Annotated in this window: 17 protein-coding genes; 4 read left to right on the top strand and 13 right to left on the bottom strand. The window is 69.3% G+C overall.

The features are described 5' to 3' along the window. Positions 1 to 95 precede the first annotated feature (95 nt). The 10 genes from CRT60_RS15645 to CRT60_RS15600 all read right to left on the bottom strand — a co-directional run bounded on the left by CRT60_RS15645 (position 96) and on the right by CRT60_RS15600 (position 10,210). Positions 96 to 1,214, bottom strand: coding sequence for a LacI family DNA-binding transcriptional regulator (locus CRT60_RS15645; RefSeq protein WP_098737425.1), 1,119 nt, complete (start codon positions 1,212 to 1,214; stop codon positions 96 to 98). 41 nt (positions 1,215 to 1,255) lie between these two features. Continuing rightward, positions 1,256 to 2,290 (bottom strand): M14 family metallopeptidase, encoded by a 1,035-nt coding sequence (locus tag CRT60_RS15640; RefSeq protein WP_098737423.1) that lies wholly within the window; start codon positions 2,288 to 2,290, stop codon positions 1,256 to 1,258. A 107-nt stretch (positions 2,291 to 2,397) separates the two neighbouring features. Beyond that, the gene (locus tag CRT60_RS15635; protein ID WP_098737421.1) at positions 2,398 to 2,742 is read right to left on the bottom strand and encodes a RidA family protein; all 345 of its coding nucleotides are present in this window, start codon (positions 2,740 to 2,742) and stop codon (positions 2,398 to 2,400) included. Between the two features lie 33 nt (positions 2,743 to 2,775). Beyond that, positions 2,776 to 3,579 (bottom strand): transporter substrate-binding domain-containing protein, encoded by an 804-nt coding sequence (locus CRT60_RS15630; protein WP_098737420.1) that lies wholly within the window; start codon positions 3,577 to 3,579, stop codon positions 2,776 to 2,778. 67 nt (positions 3,580 to 3,646) lie between these two features. Beyond that, positions 3,647 to 4,375, bottom strand: a complete 729-nt coding sequence (locus tag CRT60_RS15625) for an amino acid ABC transporter ATP-binding protein (RefSeq protein ID WP_098737419.1) — start codon at positions 4,373 to 4,375, stop codon at positions 3,647 to 3,649. After that, positions 4,362 to 5,012, bottom strand: coding sequence for an amino acid ABC transporter permease (locus CRT60_RS15620; RefSeq protein WP_098737417.1), 651 nt, complete (start codon positions 5,010 to 5,012; stop codon positions 4,362 to 4,364). Before CRT60_RS15620 ends, CRT60_RS15625 begins: the two co-directional genes overlap by 14 nt. 14 nt (positions 5,013 to 5,026) lie before the next feature. Next, positions 5,027 to 5,695, bottom strand: a complete 669-nt coding sequence (locus CRT60_RS15615) for an amino acid ABC transporter permease (protein ID WP_098737416.1) — start codon at positions 5,693 to 5,695, stop codon at positions 5,027 to 5,029. Between the two features lie 21 nt (positions 5,696 to 5,716). Beyond that, positions 5,717 to 7,018, bottom strand: a complete 1,302-nt coding sequence (locus CRT60_RS15610; protein WP_098737415.1) for an alanine racemase — start codon at positions 7,016 to 7,018, stop codon at positions 5,717 to 5,719. Positions 7,019 to 7,217: 199 nt separating this feature from the next. Next, positions 7,218 to 9,734 (bottom strand): PAS domain S-box protein, encoded by a 2,517-nt coding sequence (locus CRT60_RS15605; RefSeq protein ID WP_161958063.1) that lies wholly within the window; start codon positions 9,732 to 9,734, stop codon positions 7,218 to 7,220. 233 nt (positions 9,735 to 9,967) lie between these two features. Beyond that, positions 9,968 to 10,210 carry a DUF4167 domain-containing protein gene (locus CRT60_RS15600; RefSeq protein WP_098737411.1) on the bottom strand — a complete coding sequence of 81 codons (243 nt, stop codon included), beginning with the start codon at positions 10,208 to 10,210 and terminating at the stop codon, positions 9,968 to 9,970. A 247-nt stretch (positions 10,211 to 10,457) separates the two neighbouring features. Between CRT60_RS15600 and CRT60_RS15595 the strand changes: the two genes are divergently transcribed. From CRT60_RS15595 to CRT60_RS15580, 4 genes are all read left to right on the top strand, one after another. After that, on the top strand, positions 10,458 to 11,453 hold the full coding sequence (locus tag CRT60_RS15595; protein WP_098737883.1) for a LysR family transcriptional regulator: 996 nt from the start codon (positions 10,458 to 10,460) through the stop codon (positions 11,451 to 11,453). A 228-nt stretch (positions 11,454 to 11,681) separates the two neighbouring features. Next, a complete protein-coding gene (locus tag CRT60_RS15590; protein WP_244592521.1) occupies positions 11,682 to 12,668 on the top strand; it encodes an HlyD family secretion protein in 987 nt (328 codons plus the stop codon). A gap of 1 nt (position 12,669) precedes the next feature. Continuing rightward, positions 12,670 to 13,887 (top strand): ABC transporter permease, encoded by a 1,218-nt coding sequence (locus tag CRT60_RS15585; RefSeq protein WP_098737407.1) that lies wholly within the window; start codon positions 12,670 to 12,672, stop codon positions 13,885 to 13,887. Next, positions 13,884 to 15,062 (top strand): ABC transporter permease, encoded by a 1,179-nt coding sequence (locus CRT60_RS15580; protein WP_244592520.1) that lies wholly within the window; start codon positions 13,884 to 13,886, stop codon positions 15,060 to 15,062. The genes CRT60_RS15585 and CRT60_RS15580 overlap by 4 nt, the downstream gene beginning before the upstream one ends. Here the strand turns inward: CRT60_RS15580 and CRT60_RS15575 are convergent. The 3 genes from CRT60_RS15575 to CRT60_RS15565 all read right to left on the bottom strand — a co-directional run bounded on the left by CRT60_RS15575 (position 15,041) and on the right by CRT60_RS15565 (position 18,765). After that, complete coding sequence (locus tag CRT60_RS15575) at positions 15,041 to 16,792, bottom strand: nitric oxide reductase activation protein NorD (protein ID WP_098737405.1); 1,752 nt, start codon at positions 16,790 to 16,792, stop codon at positions 15,041 to 15,043. The two genes, CRT60_RS15580 and CRT60_RS15575, sit on opposite strands and share 22 nt — an antisense overlap. Before the next feature lie 46 nt (positions 16,793 to 16,838). Next, positions 16,839 to 17,639, bottom strand: coding sequence for a CbbQ/NirQ/NorQ/GpvN family protein (locus CRT60_RS15570; protein WP_098737881.1), 801 nt, complete (start codon positions 17,637 to 17,639; stop codon positions 16,839 to 16,841). An 85-nt stretch (positions 17,640 to 17,724) separates the two neighbouring features. Beyond that, entirely contained in the window at positions 17,725 to 18,765 is a 1,041-nt protein-coding gene (locus CRT60_RS15565) for an aliphatic amidase (protein ID WP_098737403.1), read from the bottom strand. Positions 18,766 to 18,872 lie beyond the last annotated feature (107 nt).

Here is an 18,872-nt window from a genome sequence, read left to right as displayed (position 1 = left end):
AGCGATGAGGATAGCGAACGCTCCAATCGGCCCCCCGATGAAGACGGTCCTCATGGCAGGGCGGGCACGTCGGCACGCAGGCCGGCGGATCCGTCTCAGCTGCTTCCGCGATGGGTCAGCGTCAGCTCGACGGCACGGATCGGTTCCGGCGGCATGTCTCCGCGCATCCGTTGCAGGATCATCGATCCGGCCTGCCGGCCGAGATCGCGGCTGTCGATGCCGATGGTGGTCAGGCCGGGCGGCAGTTCCTCGGCCACGTCGTTGTGGCCAAATCCCAGGATGGCGATGTCGTCGGGCAGCCGCATGCCCAGCCGGCGCGCCTCCAGCAGCGCGCCGGTCGCCAGCAGGTCGTTGGCGCAGAACACCGCCTCGACCGCCGCGTTGCGGGACAACAGTTCGGCAAGCGCGCGGCGGCCGTCGACCATGCTGGTAACCCTGTCGACCGACAGCTCGGCGACGATGTCGAGCCCGGCGGCGCGGGCGCCCTCGCGGAAGCCGGTGAGGCGCAGGGCGCCACGGCCGCTGCGCCGGCCGATGAAGGCGACGCGGCGATGGCCCCGCCCGGCGAAATGCTCGGCCGCCAGACGGCCGCCGTCGATGTTCGAGAAGCCGACCAGCATGTCGATGGGGTCGCGGGGATAGGCCCAGGTCTCCATGATCGGAATGCCGAGCGCCCGCAACGCCCGCCGGTTCTCCTCGATCTCGATGACGCCGGTGAACATGACCGCCGCCGGCCGCATCTCGCGCAGCGACTGGATCATCGTCGTCTCCTTGGCGTAGGAGTAGGAGGTCTGCCCGATCATCAGCTGGTAGCCCTGCGGCTCCAGCACCTCGCCGCAGCCCTGCACGGCAAGGCAGAACTGCTGGCTCTGCAGGTTGGAGACGAAGGCGGCGACGATGTTCGACTGGCCCGACCGCAGCGCGCGGGCATGGGGATTGGTGGCGTAGCCGGTGCGCTCGACGATCTCCAGGATCTTCCGGCGCTTGGCCTCGGCCACCTTCTCGGGCTGGCGTAGGGCGCGCGACACGGTGATCGGCGACACCCCGGCCAGCCGGGCGATCTCGACGATGCGCGTCGGAGCCGCCCCCCCGTCTGCATCCCCGGCGGCGTCCCCGGTGGCGTCCCCATCTGCCGACGGCAGCGGTTCCGCCGCCCGGAGGCGGAGGACGTCGTCGATGGTCGGCGGACGCTTGGCCGCGCTGCTCTCACTCATGTCGCCCGTCTCCCTGGCCGCCTGTCCCTGCGATGCCCCGGTCAGGCCGCGCGCCCCAGGATGCCCGCCTCCTCCACCGGACGCGCCACCTGGATCAGGCAGTCGCCGGCCTCGCTGTCGCTGTGCAGGCGCCGCGAAATGACGATGCCCGCCTCCTCGAAGCGCAGTTCCTCCTCCGGCTGGTCGAGCCGCGTCAGGTCGTGGAACCAGCCGGCGAGATCGCCGGCGGCGACCCGCGCCCCGACATCGACCGCCGGTTCGAACCAGCCGCGCCGCAGCGCGTAGATCGCCTGCCGGTGGCTGTCAAGCTGAAGCAGTTGCATCGGCGCCGGAACGGGGGCCGCAACCGAGAGAACCGGCGCGTCGGTCAACCCGGTGGCGATCAGCAGATTGTCGATGGCGCGGGCGGTGTAGGCCATGGTCTCCGGCGTGACCGTGCCGCCGCCGCCGAACTCGCCGCTGATGCCGATGACGCCCGCCCGTGCGGCGGCGGCCATCGAGGTCGGCGCCGTCGCGCCGTTCTCCGCCACGAAGCCGTAGGGCATGCCGAGCGCCCGCATCAGTTCCAGCGCGCGGCCGAGCCGGTCGGGCGTGCCCTGCCGTTCGATCAGGGCACAGGGCAGGTGCGCCATCGAGGTGCCGCCGGAATGGATGTCGAACACCACGTCGTGGCGCGGGAACAGCTCGTGTTCGAGGAAATGCGCCAGCCGGAAGGTGGGCGTGCCGGCAGGGTCGCCGGGGAAGGCGCGGTTGAGGTTGCCCTCGTCCAGCGGCGACCGCCGCCGCGCCGCCATCGCCGCCGGGGCGTTGGCGACCGGCAGGATCGTCACCTCGCCACGGATGCGCGCCGGATCGAGGCGGCGGAACAGCCGGCCCAGCAGCAGTTCGCCTTCATATTCGTCGCCGTGGTTGCCTGCCATCAGCAGCACGCGCGGACCCGTTCCGTTGCGCACGCGGCAGACCGGGACCTTCACCTGATAATAGGGGGAGCGATCCACCGAGAACGGGATGCTGAGAAAATCCAGCGACTTGCCGTCGGCGGCGAAATCGAGCGCGTGGTAGAGGCCAGTGTGCATTCCAAAAACCTTCTGGCGGAGGGGCGCCTCAGCAGCGTTTGCCTCAGCAATGTTTGCCGGGGCAAGCGGCTGCCCGGCGCCCCGTCCGATTCACCGAGGAAGCCCGCTTACAGGGCGGCCAGCGCCGTCATCTCGACGCGCAGGTCCGGGTCTGCCAGCCGCGCCTCGGTGCAGGCGCGGGCCGGCGGGTTGGCCGGATCGATCCAGGCATCGTAGACCTCGTTCATGGCGTCGAAGTCGGTGATGTGCGGCAGGAAGACGTTGACGGCGACCAGCTTGGACTTGTCGCTGCCGGCCTCCGCCAGCAGGGCGTCGATCTTGGCCAGCACGTCGCGGGTCTGCTCGTGAATGGAGCCGGTGCGGTTGTTGGCGACCTGGCCCGCGATGTGGACCATGCCCTGGCAGACGACGGCCTGGCTCATGCGCGAACCGACCTGGAACCTCGTGATCATCGAAAAAACCTCTCTTGGATGCCGAACGGCGGGTTACATCTGCGGAAGCGTCTGCTTTTCCTTGAACCACGTCATCTGCAGGGCGCCCAGCTTGCCGTTCAGGCGGTTGTAGAACAGGAAGGTGTTGATCCAGTTGACCAGATCCTGTTCGCCATGGCGGACGGCCACATGGGCCGGCGACTGGCGGATCAGGAACTTCTGCTCGACCTCCTTGCCGGGATTGTCCTGCGCGACCTTCAGCGCGATGGCGCTGTTCTCGGCGAAGGTGTCGACCTGCCCCGCCAGATAGGCGGCGATGGCGCCGGGGGTGTCCTCGAAGCGCACCAGCTTGGCGCCGGGGGCGTTGTCGGTCAGCCAGATGTCGAGCGTCGAGCCCTTGGCGACGCCGATGCTGCGGCCCTTCAGCCCGTCGGGATCGCTGGCGTTCGCCATCGACTTCGGCCCGTAGACGCCGAGATTGACCGCGGCATAGGGCTGGGTGAAGGTCACCTGCTGGGCGCGCTCCGGCGTGGCCCCGGCGGCGGCGATCAGCACGTCGACCTTGTTGGCAAGCAGGCTGGGAATGCGGTTGGCGCCGGTCACCTGGACCAGATCCAGCTTCACGCCCATGTCGGCGGCCATCAGCTTCGCCAGATCGATGTCGAGGCCGGCGGCCTCGCCCTTGGCGTCCTTGAAGCCCCAGGGGGCCGCGTCCATCAGAACGCCGACGCGCAGCTTGCCGGCCGACAGCACGTTCTGCAGGGCGTCCGCCTTGGCGGCGGACGGCAGGGCGGCGGCGGAGAGCGCGACGGTGGCGCAGACCGCCACGGCGGCGGCGAGGGTCCGGAAGAGTCTCACGACATTGCTCCTCTGTTCTGGTGATTGTCCGGTCCTCGGGGGGAACCGGTGGTTGGTTCGGCACGCCTCAGCGGACGGAGGCGATGAAGCTCTGCAGTTCGGGGGTGCGGGGGTTGGCGAAGAGTTCGGCCGGCGGCCCCTCTTCCCAGACGCGGCCCTGGTGCATGAAGACGATCTTGGAGGCGACGTTGCGGGCGAAGCCCATCTCGTGGGTGACCAGCACCATGGTCATGCCCTGGCGCGCCATGTCCTCCATCACCTTCAGCACCTCGCCGACCAGTTCGGGGTCGAGCGCCGAGGTCACCTCGTCGAACAGCATCAGGTGCGGACGCATGGCGAGGCAGCGGGCGATGGCGACGCGCTGCTGCTGCCCGCCGGAAAGCTGGGCGGGATAGGCGTCGATCTTGTCGGCCAGCCCGACGCGCTCCAGCACGTCCAGCGCCAGCGCCCGGCCGTCGGCCTTGGCGATCCGCTTGTTGAGGACCGGGGCCAGCGTGATGTTGCGTTCCACCGTCATGTGCGGGAACAGGTTGAAGGCCTGGAAGACGATGCCGACGCGCTGGCGGAAGTCGCGCAGGTTCGGCATGTCGGTGCGCACCGGCTGGCCTTCCACTGTGATCTCGCCGCCGTCGATGCGCTCCAGCGCGTTGATGCAGCGCAGCAGGGTCGATTTGCCGGACCCCGATTTGCCGATGATGGTGACGATCTCGCCTTCCTTGATGTCGAGCGACACCCCCTTGAGCACCTGGGTCGACCCATAGCTCTTGGTAACGTTTCGGATGTCAACGAGCGCCATTGAGACGGACCTCCAGGGAACGGGCCCACAGGGTGAGCGGCAGGCAGGCGGCGAAATAGATCGCCGCGACGATCGAGTAGACCAGCAGGGGCTGGAAGGTGGCGGCGCTGACCAGCTGGCCGGCGCGGGCAAGCTCGACGAAGCCGACGATGGAGGCCAGCGAGGTGCCCTTGATCAGCTGGACGAGGAAGCCGACGGTCGGCGGCAGCGCCATGCGGAAGGCCTGCGGCGCGATGACGTAGCGGAACTGGTGCCAGGTCGACAGGCCGAGGCAGGCGGCGGCCTCCCACTGCTCGTGCTTCACCGCCTCGATGCCGCCGCGCCAGATCTCGCCGAGGAAGGAGGCGGTGTAGACGGTCATGGCGATGCCGACGGCGACCAGCGGCGGCATCTCGATGCCGAGGAAGACCGGCATGCCGAAATAGAAGAACATCAGCAGGCCGAGCAGCGGCACGCCCTGCACCAGCTGCAGGAAGGCGGTGGCGGTCCAGCGCAGCGCGCGGCTGGCGCTGGTCCGCATCAGGGCGAGCGCCAGCGCCAGCGGCGCGCCGAAGCCCAGCGCGATGAGGACGAGGACGGCGGTCCATTGCAGGGCGCTCAGCAGCGACAGGAAATCGGCGAGGGAGAAGGAACGCATGGCCGGTGTCTCCGTCAGCGCCGAACCGGCCAGCGGAAGGCGAGGTGCCCCACCGCGGCGAACAGCAGTTTGAAGGTCATCACCAGGGCGAAGTAGATGCCGCAGATCACGGCATAGACCTCGAAGCTGCGGTAGGTGCGCGTCTCGATGAAGCCGCCGGTGTGGAACAGCTCCTCCGCCGAGATCTGCGAGGCCAGCGAGGTGCCGAGCAGCAGCAGGACGAACTGGCTGGTGAAGGCGGGATAGACGCTGCGCAGGGCGGGCGGCAGCACGATGTACCGGAACACCTGCCAGCGGGTCAGCCCCAGGCATTGGCCCGCTTCCACCTGGCTGCCGGGGATGGCGTCGAGCCCGGCGCGGACGATCTCGGTGCAGTAGGCGCCGAAATAGAGGCCGAGCGCGATGGACGCCGCCTCGAAGGCCCCCATCCGCAGGCCGAAGCCCGGCAGCACGAAGAAGACCACGAACAGCTGGATCAGCGACGGCGTGTTGCGGATCAGCTCGACATAGCCGCGGATCGCCCAGCGCACCGGGCGCGGCCCGCTGCGCACCGCCGCCGCCGCGGCGACGCCGATGGCGGTGCCGAGGACCGCGGCGACCAGGGTCAGCAGCAGCGTGTGCAGCGTGCCGTCGATCAGCTGGTCCTGATAGCGCCAGAGCTGCTGGAAATTCAATGTCTGCATGGGGAATCTGGCCGCCTCGGGTCAGCCGAAGAAGGTGCGGTAGGCGCGGCACACCCGCCCGTCGGCATCGAGGCCGAACAGCACCCGCCAGCGGTCGATGCAGGTGCAGGGATGCGAGATGCCGAACTCGACGATGTCGCCGACCTCAAGATCGTGACCGGCAAGGTCGGGGCCGGCCGGCACGGCGACGAAGGCGTGCTGGTCGTTCAGCCGCGTCACCCGCAGCCCGTCCGCGGACAGCGCCACGCCGTCGCGGTGGATGCGCAGCGGGCGGGGCAGATCCTGGTCGAAGGAGGAATCGCGCATGCCGAAGCCGCAGATCGCCAGCCCCGGCTCCGGCCGGGTCAGCACCTCCGCCCACAGGCGCAGGGCCGGGCGGAAATCGGCGGCGGTGGCGCCGCCGCAGGCGAAGCCCTGCCGGGCGTCGAGCGCACCGAGCGCACGTTCGTAGGTGCCATGGTCGTGGAAGAAGATGGCGCCGCTGCGCAGCACCAGCGTGGCGTTGCCGTCGGCTTTCACGACCGGCGCCAGAGCGGCGACCACCATGTCGAAGAAGGCCGATCCGCCGGCGGTGAGCAGCAGCGGCCGGTCCGGCGCCAGCGCGCGCACCAGGGCGAAGGCCTCCGCCGTGCGCTCCATCAGGGCGGCGATGTTGGCGGCGGTCACGGCCGGGTCGGAGGTGGCGACCGCCCCCTCATAGGTGGCGACGCCGTCGAGGACCAGCAGGCCGGGATGGTCGAGGATTGCGGCGAGGATCGCCTCCACCGCCGCGCGGTCGCGGGCGCCGCCGCGGCCGGCGCCGACCTCGACCAGAACGGCCAGCGGACGGCCGGAGGTCTGGGCAGCCGCGGCCAGCGTCTCGACCGCCGCCGGGGAGTCGGCGAAAGCACGCAGGTCGGCGTCGGGATGGGCGGCCAGCAGCGCGCCCAGCCGCCGGCCGCTGGCGATGCCGCCGATCTCGTTGCCGAGGATCAGCCGGGTCACGCCCGCGCGCAGCAGGACGGCGGCCTGCTGCAGATTGGCGACGGTGGCACCCCAGGCCCCGGCCTCCACCAGTGCGGAAGCGATCTGCGGCGCCATCGGCGTCTTGGCATGCGGGGCGAGCGCCACACCGTGATGTCGCGCATAGGCAAGGATCAGGTCGCGGTTGGCGGCAAAGGCGTCCTCGTCGAGCGTCAGGACCGGCAGCGCCATGTCGCCGGCAGCCGGCCGCCAGCCCTGTGCGCCGACATCGCGCAGCCGCAGCGGCGCCGTCCCCGGCGGCACCCCACGGATGCTGTCGTCCAAACTGCTGTCGAGCAGGGCATCGAGAAACATGCTCATGGGCGGCAATCCTGATCAGCCAGAAGAGGACGAAGCGTCGAACGTCCGATGACAACGTTATCATATTGCTGCCCCGTTGCAATGACAACGTTGTCATTTCCGAGCACAAAGAGTCGTTCCCGGCCGACCGCGGGATCGAACGTGACCGTTTCCGCCGCAAAACCGGCCGGGTGCGATGGAATGGCCGAACGTGGAAGACTTAAAGTTGCGCGCTCCGGTCGATCTCCTGGCGCAGGGTCAGCGCCAGATCCTCGATCCGGTAGGGCTTCGACAGGACGGGGAAGCCTTTCAGCCCGGCGCGGTCCTCGCTGTAACCGGTGGTCAGAACCACCGCCAGCCGGGGCAGCAGGGCCCGCGCCGCCGCGGCCAGGGCCGCGCCGTCGATCTCGCCCGGCATCACCACGTCGGTGAACAGCAGGTCCGGCCTTTCCCCGTCCCGCAACAGGCGCAACGCCTCTTCCCCGGTCGCGGCACGGCTGACCCGGTACCCCATCTCCTCCAGGGCCGCAACGATCACCAGCGCCACAACCGGGTCGTCCTCGACCAGCAGCACGCTGGCGCCGCCGCCGTCGACCATGGCCCGCTGGGCATCGACCGCCGCCACGGGCATCGTCTCGGCGCGCGGCAGCAGCAGCGTCACAATGGTGCCCTGCCCCTCCACGCTGTCGACGGTCGCGATCCCGCCGGACTGCCGGCAGAAGCCGTAGACCTGCGCCAGCCCCAGCCCGGTGCCCTGTCCCACCGCCTTGGTGGTGAAGAAGGGCTCGAAGATCCGCTCCAGCATTGCCGGGGCCATGCCATGGCCGCTGTCCCGCACCCAGATCCGCACGAAGTGGCCTTGCAGCCCGCTCTCGCCGCACTGCTCGACGTTGCCGGCACCGATCATCAGCCGGCCGGCTCCGGCAATGGCGTCGCGGGCGTTGGTGGCGAGGTTCAGGACCGCCAGCTCGAACTGCACCGGGTCGGCCATCGCCGGCCACAACCCGCTTTCCAGATCGAATTCCAGCCGGATGTCGGCGCGCAGCGCCCGGTCGAGGAAGCTGCGCATTCCCAGCAGGCGGTCGCGGACGTCGAAGGCTTCGGGTTCCAGGCTCTGACGGCGCGAGAAGGCCATCAGCTGCCGGATCATGCTGGCGCCGCGGTCCACCGCCTGATACCCGGACTCCAGAACCTTCTGCACCCCGGCGACATGGCCGGCGCGCCGCCCGACCAGCTGAAGGCAGCCCGACATCGCCTGGAGCAGATTGTTGAAATCATGCGCCATGCCGCCGGTCAGCTGGCCGACCGCCTCCATCTTCTGCGCCTGCCGCAGCTTCTCCTCGGCCTGCATCAGCTCGGCCGTGCGTTCGGCGACGCGCTGCTCCAGGGTGTCGTTGAGGGAGCGCAGCTCCGCAATCGCCCGGTCGCGCTCCGCGACGATGGTGCGCCGCTCCTCCACGTCGATCAGCACGCCGGGAAAGCCCCGCGGCGTCCCGTCGGCATCGAGATCGACCCGCCCGTTGGCCTCGATCCAGTAATAGCGCCCGTCATGCCGGCGGACGCGGTACTGGTGGGCATAGCGGCCGCCCCGCACGATGGCCTCGCCCATCGCCTCGGCCAGACCGGCCCGGTCGTCCGGATGCACGGTCTCGACCACCTGCGACAGGCCGATGCTATCGCGGCCGAGCGCCGGATCGAGCCCGAAGGTCGCGGCGAACGCCTCGTCGACCGTGAAGCTGTCGGTCGGGATGTCCCAGAACCATGTGCCGATGATCGCACCGGCGGACAGGGCCAGCTGGATCCGTTCGGCATCGGTGCGGGCGGTCTCCAGGGCGCGCTTGCGATGGTCGATGTCGTTGAGCATCACGATGGCGCCGGTGACCTGTCCAACGCCGTCCGTCAGCGGCACGCTGCTGACGGCGAACCAGCGCTCGGACCCGTCAGCCTCTCTGTGGAGGAACTCGATGCCCGGCGAGACCACCTCGCCGCGCAAGGCGCGCGCACCGGGATAGCGGCTGGGCGGAAGGAGTTTCCCGTCCGCGTCGAAGCTGCGCCACCGGTCGGCGTCCTCCGCCTTCGTCATTCTGGAGGGCATGGGTTGATCGGGCAGGAGTTCGCGGAACAGCGGGCTGGACAGCAACACCCGCCCATCGGCGTCGAACAGGCACACCGCGACCGGAAGATGCTGGATGAGGGTGGAGAACCGGTTGCCGGCTTCGGTGCGGGCGGCCACCTCCTGCTCCAGCGCCACGTTGCGCGCCCGCAGCTCGGCCTCGACGGCGTCGCGCTGCCGGGCCGCGACGACCCCCGCCGTCGTTTCCGTCGCGATGTCGAGCATGCCGACGACCCGTCCGCCGTCGCGCAGCGGGCTGTAGGCGAAGGTCCACCATGTGTCCTCCTCGCAGCCGTTGCGGGTCATCACGAGGTGCAGGTCGGTGAAGCTCACCGCCTCGCCCTCCAGCACGCGCGCGATGAGCGGACCGATCGTGTCCCACAACTCGGACCAGACGACGGAAATCGGCTGTCCAAGCGCCGCCGGATGGCGCTTTCCCAGAAAGGGAACATAGCCGGCGTTGTAGAGCAGCGTCTGTTCCGGTCCCCAGGTCGCGCACATGGCGAAGGGGGATGCGAGCATCATCGTGAAGATCGCATCGAGGGCAGGACTCCAGCCCTCACGCGGTCCGAGCGGGGTTGCGCTCCAATCGCATGCCTCAAGGTCCGGCAGGGTGGTGCTCATGCGGTCACAGACTCTCTGCCCTGCCTGCGCGATTGGCTCTCGGCCGGCAATCGTCCGGCAACGGCTCGATGTTCGGGACCGGCCGGGACTGAAACAGTCTTCCGTTGAGTCATGCCTGTTTATAGATGGTGGGACTGTCCCGGACAAGATCGGCTCACGTCCCGGGGAAGACGCCGGCGACCGTCCTTACCGGGTGGAGGCGTCCATTCGCTCGCCTTCGCGACAGCCCGGCGTCAATCCTGCCCACGCGAGACGCGAAACCAATGCTCGGCATACTGCCGGCAAAGCTCCGCTTCCACACTGTCGCCAGTGCGTTCGGCATCGGTGGCGCGGGCGAGCCACTGGGTCTGTTTTTGCAGCGCCGATCCGTTCACACGGGCGGGCGCCGGCCGGACCCCGGTCGATGCGCCGGTGTTGGAGCGGGACTTGCTGAAGTTCGGTCGCGGCACTGGTACGCGGGGCCTGGAGGGTGGCATGGGGCTTACGGACGTCCTTGATGACACGGGAGGGGATGAAACGGGAGGGGCATCCTCCGATCCGGCAGAGTCTACGCTCCCCATCGCCGCGATGCGCGGAAATTCTGTAGCGCCGTGCCGCCCTTTGACGGACGGCGATATTCGCGTCAGCATGCGGACCGGCGGGGATGTGTGGCGGTGCCAAGCGACCGGACCCGGCGCACCCTTTCATCCATCCCCCTCAACCGACATGGATGGGACCGACGTCGTGCCGATCCGCAGACTGGACCTGAATCTGCTTCGGGTGTTCGAAGCCGTCATGCAGCATCGCAGCGTGATCGGCGCCAGCAGGGAATTGCGGATCACGCCCTCGGCGGTCAGCCACGCGCTCGCCCGGCTGCGTCAGTCGCTGGAAGACGATCTGTTCGTCCCCGGCACCTCCGGGATGGAACCGACCGCCCGCGCCCTCCAGCTGTCGTCCGGCATCGCCGATGGGCTGGGACGGATCGCCGACGCGATGAGCATGAAGGCGTTCATCCCGGCGGAGGCGGTGCGGACCTTCCGCATCGCCGCAACCGACTATGCGGCGGTGATCGTCCTGCCGCGCATCGTCGCCCGGATCGCTCCGCTGGCGCCGCAGATCGACCTGCGGGTCTTCCCTGTCAACCGCATGGACGTAGTCCGTCAACTCGACGACGGCCGGGTCGATTTCGTGATCGGCTGGTTTGCCGACCTGCCGGACCGCATGCGCCGCACCACGCTTTTCCAGGAATCGGAAGCCGTGGTGGTCCGCCGCGGACATCCGCTGGCCGCCGGGCCGGTGACGCGGGAACGCCTGTTCGAGTTTCCCCACGTCGTCGTCGAATTGACCGGCAGCGAAGAGGGGGCGACCGACGGGTTCATCGACGACCGCGGCGTATCCCGGCGGGTCTGGGTCGAACGGCTGATCCTCGAAGCGGCCGACAGCGACAGGGGACTGACCGGGCGGGTGGCCGTCTCGGTCCCGCACTATGCCGCCGTCCCTCCGTTGCTGCAGGTCAGCGACATGGTGGCGACCCTGCCCAGGCTCCTGGCCATCCGGGCCGTGGAACAGTCCGGCCTGGCGATTCTCGACCTTCCCTATGAGCCGCAGCGGGTGAACCTGGACATGATCCGGCACCAGCGTGCCGAGCGTGACCCCGGTGCCTGCTGGCTGATCGGGCAGATTGTTGCCGCGATGGCCGACCCGGACACACTGAACGCCGTTCATCATGGTGCTGTATAAACTTCATTTGCCGAATCCAGGTTTTTCAAAGTAGCTGTTCGACACCGGAACCGCCGCTTCACTGCAAAGTCCGGGAGAAGCTCGGCAGCCCTCAATGAATGACGGCGATGCATTGGCGCGGGCTCGCGCTGTATTCTCACCGAATACATCAGCCCATCGAGCACACGAAGGAAACGGGACCGGCGTCGCGTCCGGGGCAGGGTGGAAGCAGGCTGGGGGATGAGCGGAATGAGGGCACTTCGCTGGATGATCGGGGTTGCCGCCGTCGCGGCGCTCGGGACGACCCTGTGGTTTGCGACACGGCCGCCGCCGCTGACCGTCCAGGGGGAGGTGTCGGCCGACCGGGTCGACATCAGCCCCCGCGTTTCCGGCCGCGTCGCCAGACTGGGCGCCGACACCGGGGACAGGGTGGCGCGCGGGACGGTGCTGGTCGAGCTGGAAAGCCCGCAGCTGGTGGCGGCGCTGTCCGCCGCCCAGGCGGCGCTCGGCGTGGCCAGGGCCGACCTCGACCGGGTCAACAGCACGCGGGCCGAGACCATCACCGCGAGACGGGCCGAACTGGCTTCGGCGGAGGCCGACGTCACCCTCTATCAGGACAATTACGGCCGGCAGGCCCAGCTGATCCGCTCGGGCAACACCCCGCAGGCCCGGCTCGACGAGGCGGCGCGCAATCTGGAGGCCGCCGTCCGCAAGCGTGAATCGGCCGAGGCCGCTCTGCATCTCGCCGTCACCGGCGCCAGCCCGGAGGAGCGCGCCCTGGCCGCCGCCCAGGTCAAGCAGGCGGAGGCCGCACTCCGCCAGCGCTCCGTCGATGTGGAGGAGCTGGTCGTCCGCGCGCCCATCGATGGCCAGATCACCACCAGGGTGGCCGAGCCGGGCGAGAATTTCAGCGCCGGCGCGCCGCTGTTCTCGATGGTGGACATCGCCCACCCGTGGTTCACCTTCAACCTGCGCGAGGATCTGCTGAGCGGGCTCAGCGTCGGCGACGGCTTCCGCCTCGCCGTTCCGGCCCTTGGGGCGGCAAAAATCGGCTCGGCGGAAATCCCGGTGCGGGTGACGACGATCAACGTCCAGGGGCAATACGCGACGTGGCGGGCGACCCGCGCCACCGGCGATTTCGATCTGCGGACCTTCGAGGTCCGGGCCGTGCCGGTCGAGCCGGTGGAGGGACTGCGGCCGGGAATGAGCGCCATCTGGGTCCGGCAGGGGCATTGAGATGCGGCCCCGCACCGGGTTGCGTCCCGGCTTCCTGCTGGTCTTCCAGCGTGAACTGGTCTGGCTGCGCCGGCGCCGTCCCGGTCTTCTGGTGCTCGTGACCCTCCTGCCGCTTGGCCTGATGGGGCTGCTGATGGCGATTTTCAGCGCGGGCCTCGCCACCCGCCTGCCGGTCGCCGTGCTCGACCTCGACGGCTCCGACCTGTCGCGCACCATCGTCCGCACCGTCGACGCCACGCCCGATGTCGCGGTGGCGCGGCGCGTCGCCGACCTTGCCGAAGGGCGCCGGCTGATCCTGTCCGGTGCCGTCCACGGGCTGCTGATGATCCCGCGCGATCTGGAACGGGACGTGAAGTCCTCACGGCGGCCGGAAATCGTGTTCTTCTACAACGCCCAGACGCTGAGCACCGGCAACCTCGTCCTGCGCGGGGTCAACAATGCCGTCCCGACGGTGGCGGCCGGCATCCGCCTGTCGCTGCGCACGGCCCAGGGCCAGCCGATGGATGCCGCCCAGGCCTCGCTGGCACCGATCCCGGTGCAGGTCCACGGCCTGTTCAACCCCACCATGAATTACGCCCATTTCCTGTTGGCGGCCCTGTTGCCCAGCCTGCTCCAGGTCGTGGTGGTGGTGGCGTCCGCCTATTCGGTGGGTTTGGATGTCGAGACGCGGCACCGGCTGGCGATCCTGCGCAGGCTCGGCGGCGGCCTGTGGCCGGCCCTGGCGGGGAAGGTCCTGCCCTACACGATCCTGTCGCTGATGGTGCTCGGCATTGCCGACTCCGTCCTGTTCGGCCTGCTCGATCTGCCGTTGCGCGGCCAGCGGGGGATTCTGCTCCTCGCGGGCATCCTGTTCCTGCTGGCCTGCCAGCTGCTCGGCATCCTGCTGGCGCTGCTCCTGCGCTCCACCGCGATGGCGGTCAGTGTCGGAACGCTGCTGACCGCCCCGGCCTTCGGTTTCATGGGCATCGGCTTTCCGCGCCTCGGCATGGGCGGTTTCGCCCAGGGCTACGGGGCGCTGCTGCCGGGAACCTGGTACCTGACGGCACGGATCGACCAGACCGTCCGCGGCACGCCGTCCGACCTGTCCTGGCCTCCGGTGCTGGTCCTCGCCGCTTTCGTGATCGGGCTGGCCGGGCTGACCGCATGGCGGCTGGAGGGGCTGCGTGCCCGGCGCCGGCGGGCGGGCAGCATGGCGGTTCACGGCGGGAATGCGTCATGAAAACGGTCGTCATGAGAGCGGTCGTCGCCGTGTTCCGCCACGAACTCCGCCGCATTTTCACGGTCCGCCCGGTCTTTTCCGTGTTCATCCTGGCGGCGGCGATCTATGCCGCCTTCTATCCGCAGCCCTACCTCACCGAGGCGCTGCGCAACGTCCCCATCGTGGTGGTGGACCGCGACGGGACAAGCAGCAGCCGGGAGATGGTCCGCCGGCTCGACGCGACCTCCGACGTCAGCGTCGCCCTGGTGCTGCCCGACCTCCCCAGCGCCCAGCGCGCCGTCTATGAACGCGCGGTGTCGGGCATCCTGCTGATCCCCGGGAATTTCGAGCGCGACCTGCTGCATGGGCGACCCTCTCCGGTCGCTCTCTATGCGGACGCCAGCTATTTCCTGATCTATCAGCGGATCGCCGGGGCCGTCTCGGCGGTAGCAAGGACGCTGGGGGCGGAGGTCGAGGCCGCGCGGCTGGTCGCTGCCGGCGTCGATCCGGCCCTGGCCGGCGCCGTCGTCGACCCGATGCCGCTGACGGCGGTGCCGCTGTTCAATCCGCAGGGAGGCTATGCGACATATCTGCTGCCGGCGGCTTTCATCCTGATCCTGCAACAGCTCCTGCTGATCGGAACCGGCCTGCTCGGCACCATCCCAGACCCGGACCCCAACCATCCGAAGGCGGGGCCGCTGGCGACGGTGACCGGCAAATACATGGCCTATCTGGTGCCGGCAGCCCTGATCCTGCCCTTCTACCTGATCGCCCTGCCCTATCTGTACGGCATCCCGCGCCTGGGCTCGCCGGCGACCGTTCTCCTCTTCGCGCTGCCGTTCGTCCTTGCCGTCAGCGGCCTTGGCATGATCGCCTCGGCGGTCTTCCGCACGCCGCTCGCGGTCCAGCTCGCCACCGCGGCGGTCGGCTTGCCCTTTTTCTTCCTGGCGGGCTTTTCCTGGCCGCAGGAATCGATGCCGGACGCCGTTCGTCTGGTCGCCCGGCTGCTGCCCAGCACATCGGCAATCGACGGGCTCGTCCGCGTGGCCCAGCTCGGGGCGCCCCTCTCCGAGGTTGCCGAACCCTTCCTGACGCTGTGGGTCCTGGCCGGACTCTATGGCGCAATCGCCGTTGCGCTCGCAGCCCGGCGCGGAGCCCCCGCCCCTCGGCCCAATCACGTCGACAGGCGCAGATAGAAGGTCGGCAGCACCTCCGGCAGCTTGTCGGCGCGGTCGATCACCATGACGTTGCGCCCCCCGAACATCCGGGTCAGGTACTCGCGGCCCTGGGGATCGAGCCCGATCACGAAGCAGTCGATCCCCCGCGCCGCCAGCGCCAGCACGGCGCGGCGGGCGTCGTCCAGCAGATAGCGGCGGTCGGCGACGTCGATGTCCGACGGCTCGCCGTCGGTCACCACCAGCAGCAGGCGGCGGTGGGTCGCCTGCCGTTCCAGCAGCCGCCCGGCATGGCGCAGCGCGGTGCCGAGCCGGGTGGACAGCCCCGCCGTCAATCCGGCCAGCCGTCCCCTGGCCGCGTCATCGTAAGGCTGGCGGAACGCCTTGATCCGGTAATAGCTGACATCCTGCCGCCCGTTGGAGCGGAAGGCATGGATGGCGAAGGGATCGCCCAGCCCGTCCAGCGCCTGGGCGAACAGGGTCGCCGCCTCCCGCTCCACCGACAGCACGCTGCGCCCGCCCCCGGCAACCGGATCGCCGGTGGAGGCGGAGACGTCGAGCAGCAGCAGGACCGACAGGTCGCGGTTGCGGCGGACCAGAACCTCATGCACCCGCGGGTCGGGAGCCTCGCCGCGGCGGTGGCTGACCATCGCGTCGATGCAGGCGTCCAGATCCATGCGGTCGCCCTCCGGCTGGCGGCGCAGCCGCACCGGCCGGCTGACCTTGGCCGAGCGGACCAGTGCGGTCAGCCGGTCGGCGGTCGCCCGATGACGCTCGACGATGCGGGCGATGTCGGCGGGGTCGCCGGACCCGGTCCGGCGTTCATTCAGCACCACCCAGTCGGGCCGGTCGATGCCGACCCGGTAGTCCCATTCCGGGTAGCGCAGCGGCGGGGCGGTGATCTCCTCCTCCCCCACCGCGCGGGCGGGGACATCGGTGGCGGACAGCCGCGCCGGGGTGGCGCCCTCCCCCAGCTGCTCGTCGGGGCGGCCGTGGTCGCGCTCCTCCTGCTCGGTGCGGAAGGCCTCGAACACCGGCTCGGCGTCGCTGGGCGGGGTCGGCGGCGCCTCGCCATGGTCCCACAGGCCGATGTTGTCGTCGCGGTAGGCCGGCTCGACGACATGATCCTTGGAATTGAACTGCACCCGCATCTGGCCGAGATCGTTGCCCAGCAGCCCGCCGATCCGGCGGCTGAGCGCCGGGTTGTCCCACTCGCCCTCCGCCTCGAAGAACAGCCGCCTGCCCTTGGCGACCCAGGCGTCGCCGTCGCGGTAGCCGGGGTCGATCAGCGCGCGGGCCAGCCGCGCCATCAGGGCGGGTGCCGTGCCGGCGCCGTCCGGCTCGGCGACATGGAAGGGGCGCCAGACCCGCAGCAGTCCGGGATGCTCGCGCATCGCCAGCTGCTCGACCCGCGCATCCTCGATCAGCGAGACGAGCGCCAGCTGCAACGGCTTCAGCCCGGCGGCGGGAAAGCGCGGGCCGGTGAAGCGCAGATGCGCCCCGGCATGGACCAGGGCAGCGCGGAACAGCGCGCCGGAGCGGCGGCCCTCGACGCCGCGGAAGGTGCCGGGCATCCAGATCAGCCCGTCCGACAGGCTGACCCGCCGCGGCGGGTTGCCGGCGGCATCCGGCTTGGCATGGCGGATCGGCACCCGCAACCGCCACAGCGCGACCAGATAGGCGACCAGCCGGCGCTCGACGGTGGAGAAGGCGGTGTCTGCGGGAAATTGGCGCGATTGGTCGTCCGGCATTTGGTCTCCGGTCTTATTCCCTCTCCACGGAAAAGCGAGGGATGGGTCAGGCAATCGCCGCCGACACGGCAGCGGAGAAGGCGTCCCGCACGTCGGCGTCGTCGGTGATCGGCAGGACCAGCGCGATCCGGCAGGCGGTCTCCAGCGCGATCCCCTGCGCCGCCAGCCGGCCGGCATGGATCAGCATGCGGGTGGACACCCCCTCCTGAAGCCCATGGCCCTTCAGATTGCGCGAGCTTGCGGCGATGCGGACCAGCAGGGCCGCGGTGCCGGCGGCGACGCCCGATTCATGGGCGACGATCTCCGCCTCCACCGCGGCGTCGGGATAGCCGAACTCGATGGCGGCGAAGCGCTGCTTGGTCGATTCCTTCAGATCCTTCAGGACGCTCTGGTAGCCGGGGTTGTAGGAGATCACCAGCTGGAAGTCCGGATGGGCCTGGACCAGCTCGTTGCGCTTCTCCAGCGGCAGGATGCGGCGGGCGTCGGTCAGCGGGTGGATGACGACGGTGGTGTCCTGGCGGGCTTCGACGATCTCGTCGAGATAGCAGATGGCGCCATGCCGCACCGCCTGGGTCAGCGGCCCGTCGTGCCAGACCGTGCCTCCGGGATCGAGCAGGAAGCGCCCGACCAGATCCGACGCGGTCATGTCCTCGTGGCAGGCCACCGTCACCAGCGGCCGGCCGAGCCGCCATGCCATATGCTCGATGAAGCGGGTCTTGCCGCAGCCGGTGGGGCCCTTCAGCATCATCGGCATGCGCGCCGCATAGGCGGCTTCGAACAGCGCCACCTCCCCGGCGACCGGCCGGTAATAGGGCTCCTCCGGAATCCGGTGTGCATCCAGCGCCATCGGCGCGTCTCCTTCATGATTGGTCTCGCCCCGGAGAAAGGCGGCGGGCATCTCCCGACACCCGCCGCGCTATCCATGCGCTGCTTCAGCGGTGCAGGGCGGTTTCCGGGTTGGGGATGCCGTCGATGGGGCATTCCTCGGTCCCGACGGTGCCGCGGGTCATCGCCTCGACCCGCGCGCGGGTGCCTTCCGGATCGTTGACCCAGTCATGGTAGAAGCTGTAGGCGCAGGCCGCCTCGCCCTTCGAATCCTCACCGGAGTTGATCTTGCCGGTGTAGCCGCGGTGGACCAGCTTGAAGAGATGGTTCTGCGACTGCATGTTCTTCCGCGCGTCGCGGATCAGCGAGGTGGAGAGCTGGGCGTACTGGATGCCGTTCTCCTCGGTGCCGCACTCGCCCAGCGTCCGGCCGTCGAAGCCGATGATGGCGGAATGGCCGAAATAGGAATAGACCCCGTCGAAGCCGGCGGCGTTCGCCACCGCGACGTACGTGTTGTTGGCCCAGGCCATCGCCTTGGACATGATGACCTGCTGTTCCTTGGCCGGATACATGTAGCCCTGGCAGCGGACGATCAGTTCGGCGCCCTTCATGGCGCAGTCGCGCCAGATCTCCGGATAATTGCCGTCGTCGCAGATGATCAGGCTGATCTTCAGCCCCTTCGGCCCTTCGGTGACGAAGGTGCAGTTGCCGGGATACCAGCCCTCGATGGGCACCCACGGCATGATCTTGCGGTATTTCTGGACGATCTCGCCCTTGTCGTTCATCAGGATCAGCGTGTTGTAGGGCGCCTTGTGCGGATGCTCCTCATGCCGCTCGCCGGTCAGGGAGAAGACGCCCCAGACCTTCGCCTTGCGGCAGGCATCGGCGAAAATCTCGGTCTCGTCGCCGGGGACCGACGAGGCGGTCTCGTACATCTCCTTGGAATCGTACATGATCCCGTGGGTCGAATATTCCGGGAAGATCACCAGATCCATGCCGGGCAGGCCGACCTTCATGCCCTGGACCATCTCCGCGATCTTGCGGGCGTTGTCGAGAACCTCGGCCTTGGTGTGCAGGCGCGGCATCTTGTAGTTCACGACCGCGACGCCGACGGTGTCCTTGCTGCTGGAAATATCGCCGTGCAACATGGTGGATTCCCTTTCTGGTCTGTAGATCGATAAGGAGGGGGCATCCCGTCCCGGTGCGAGGCGGGACGGCGGACCCCTTGTTTCGGGGATGGCGGGAGTGGGACCGG

This window comes from Azospirillum palustre, from assembly GCF_002573965.1.
Lineage (GTDB): Bacteria > Pseudomonadota > Alphaproteobacteria > Azospirillales > Azospirillaceae > Azospirillum > Azospirillum palustre.
This window is presented reverse-complemented; position numbering and strand designations above follow the sequence as displayed.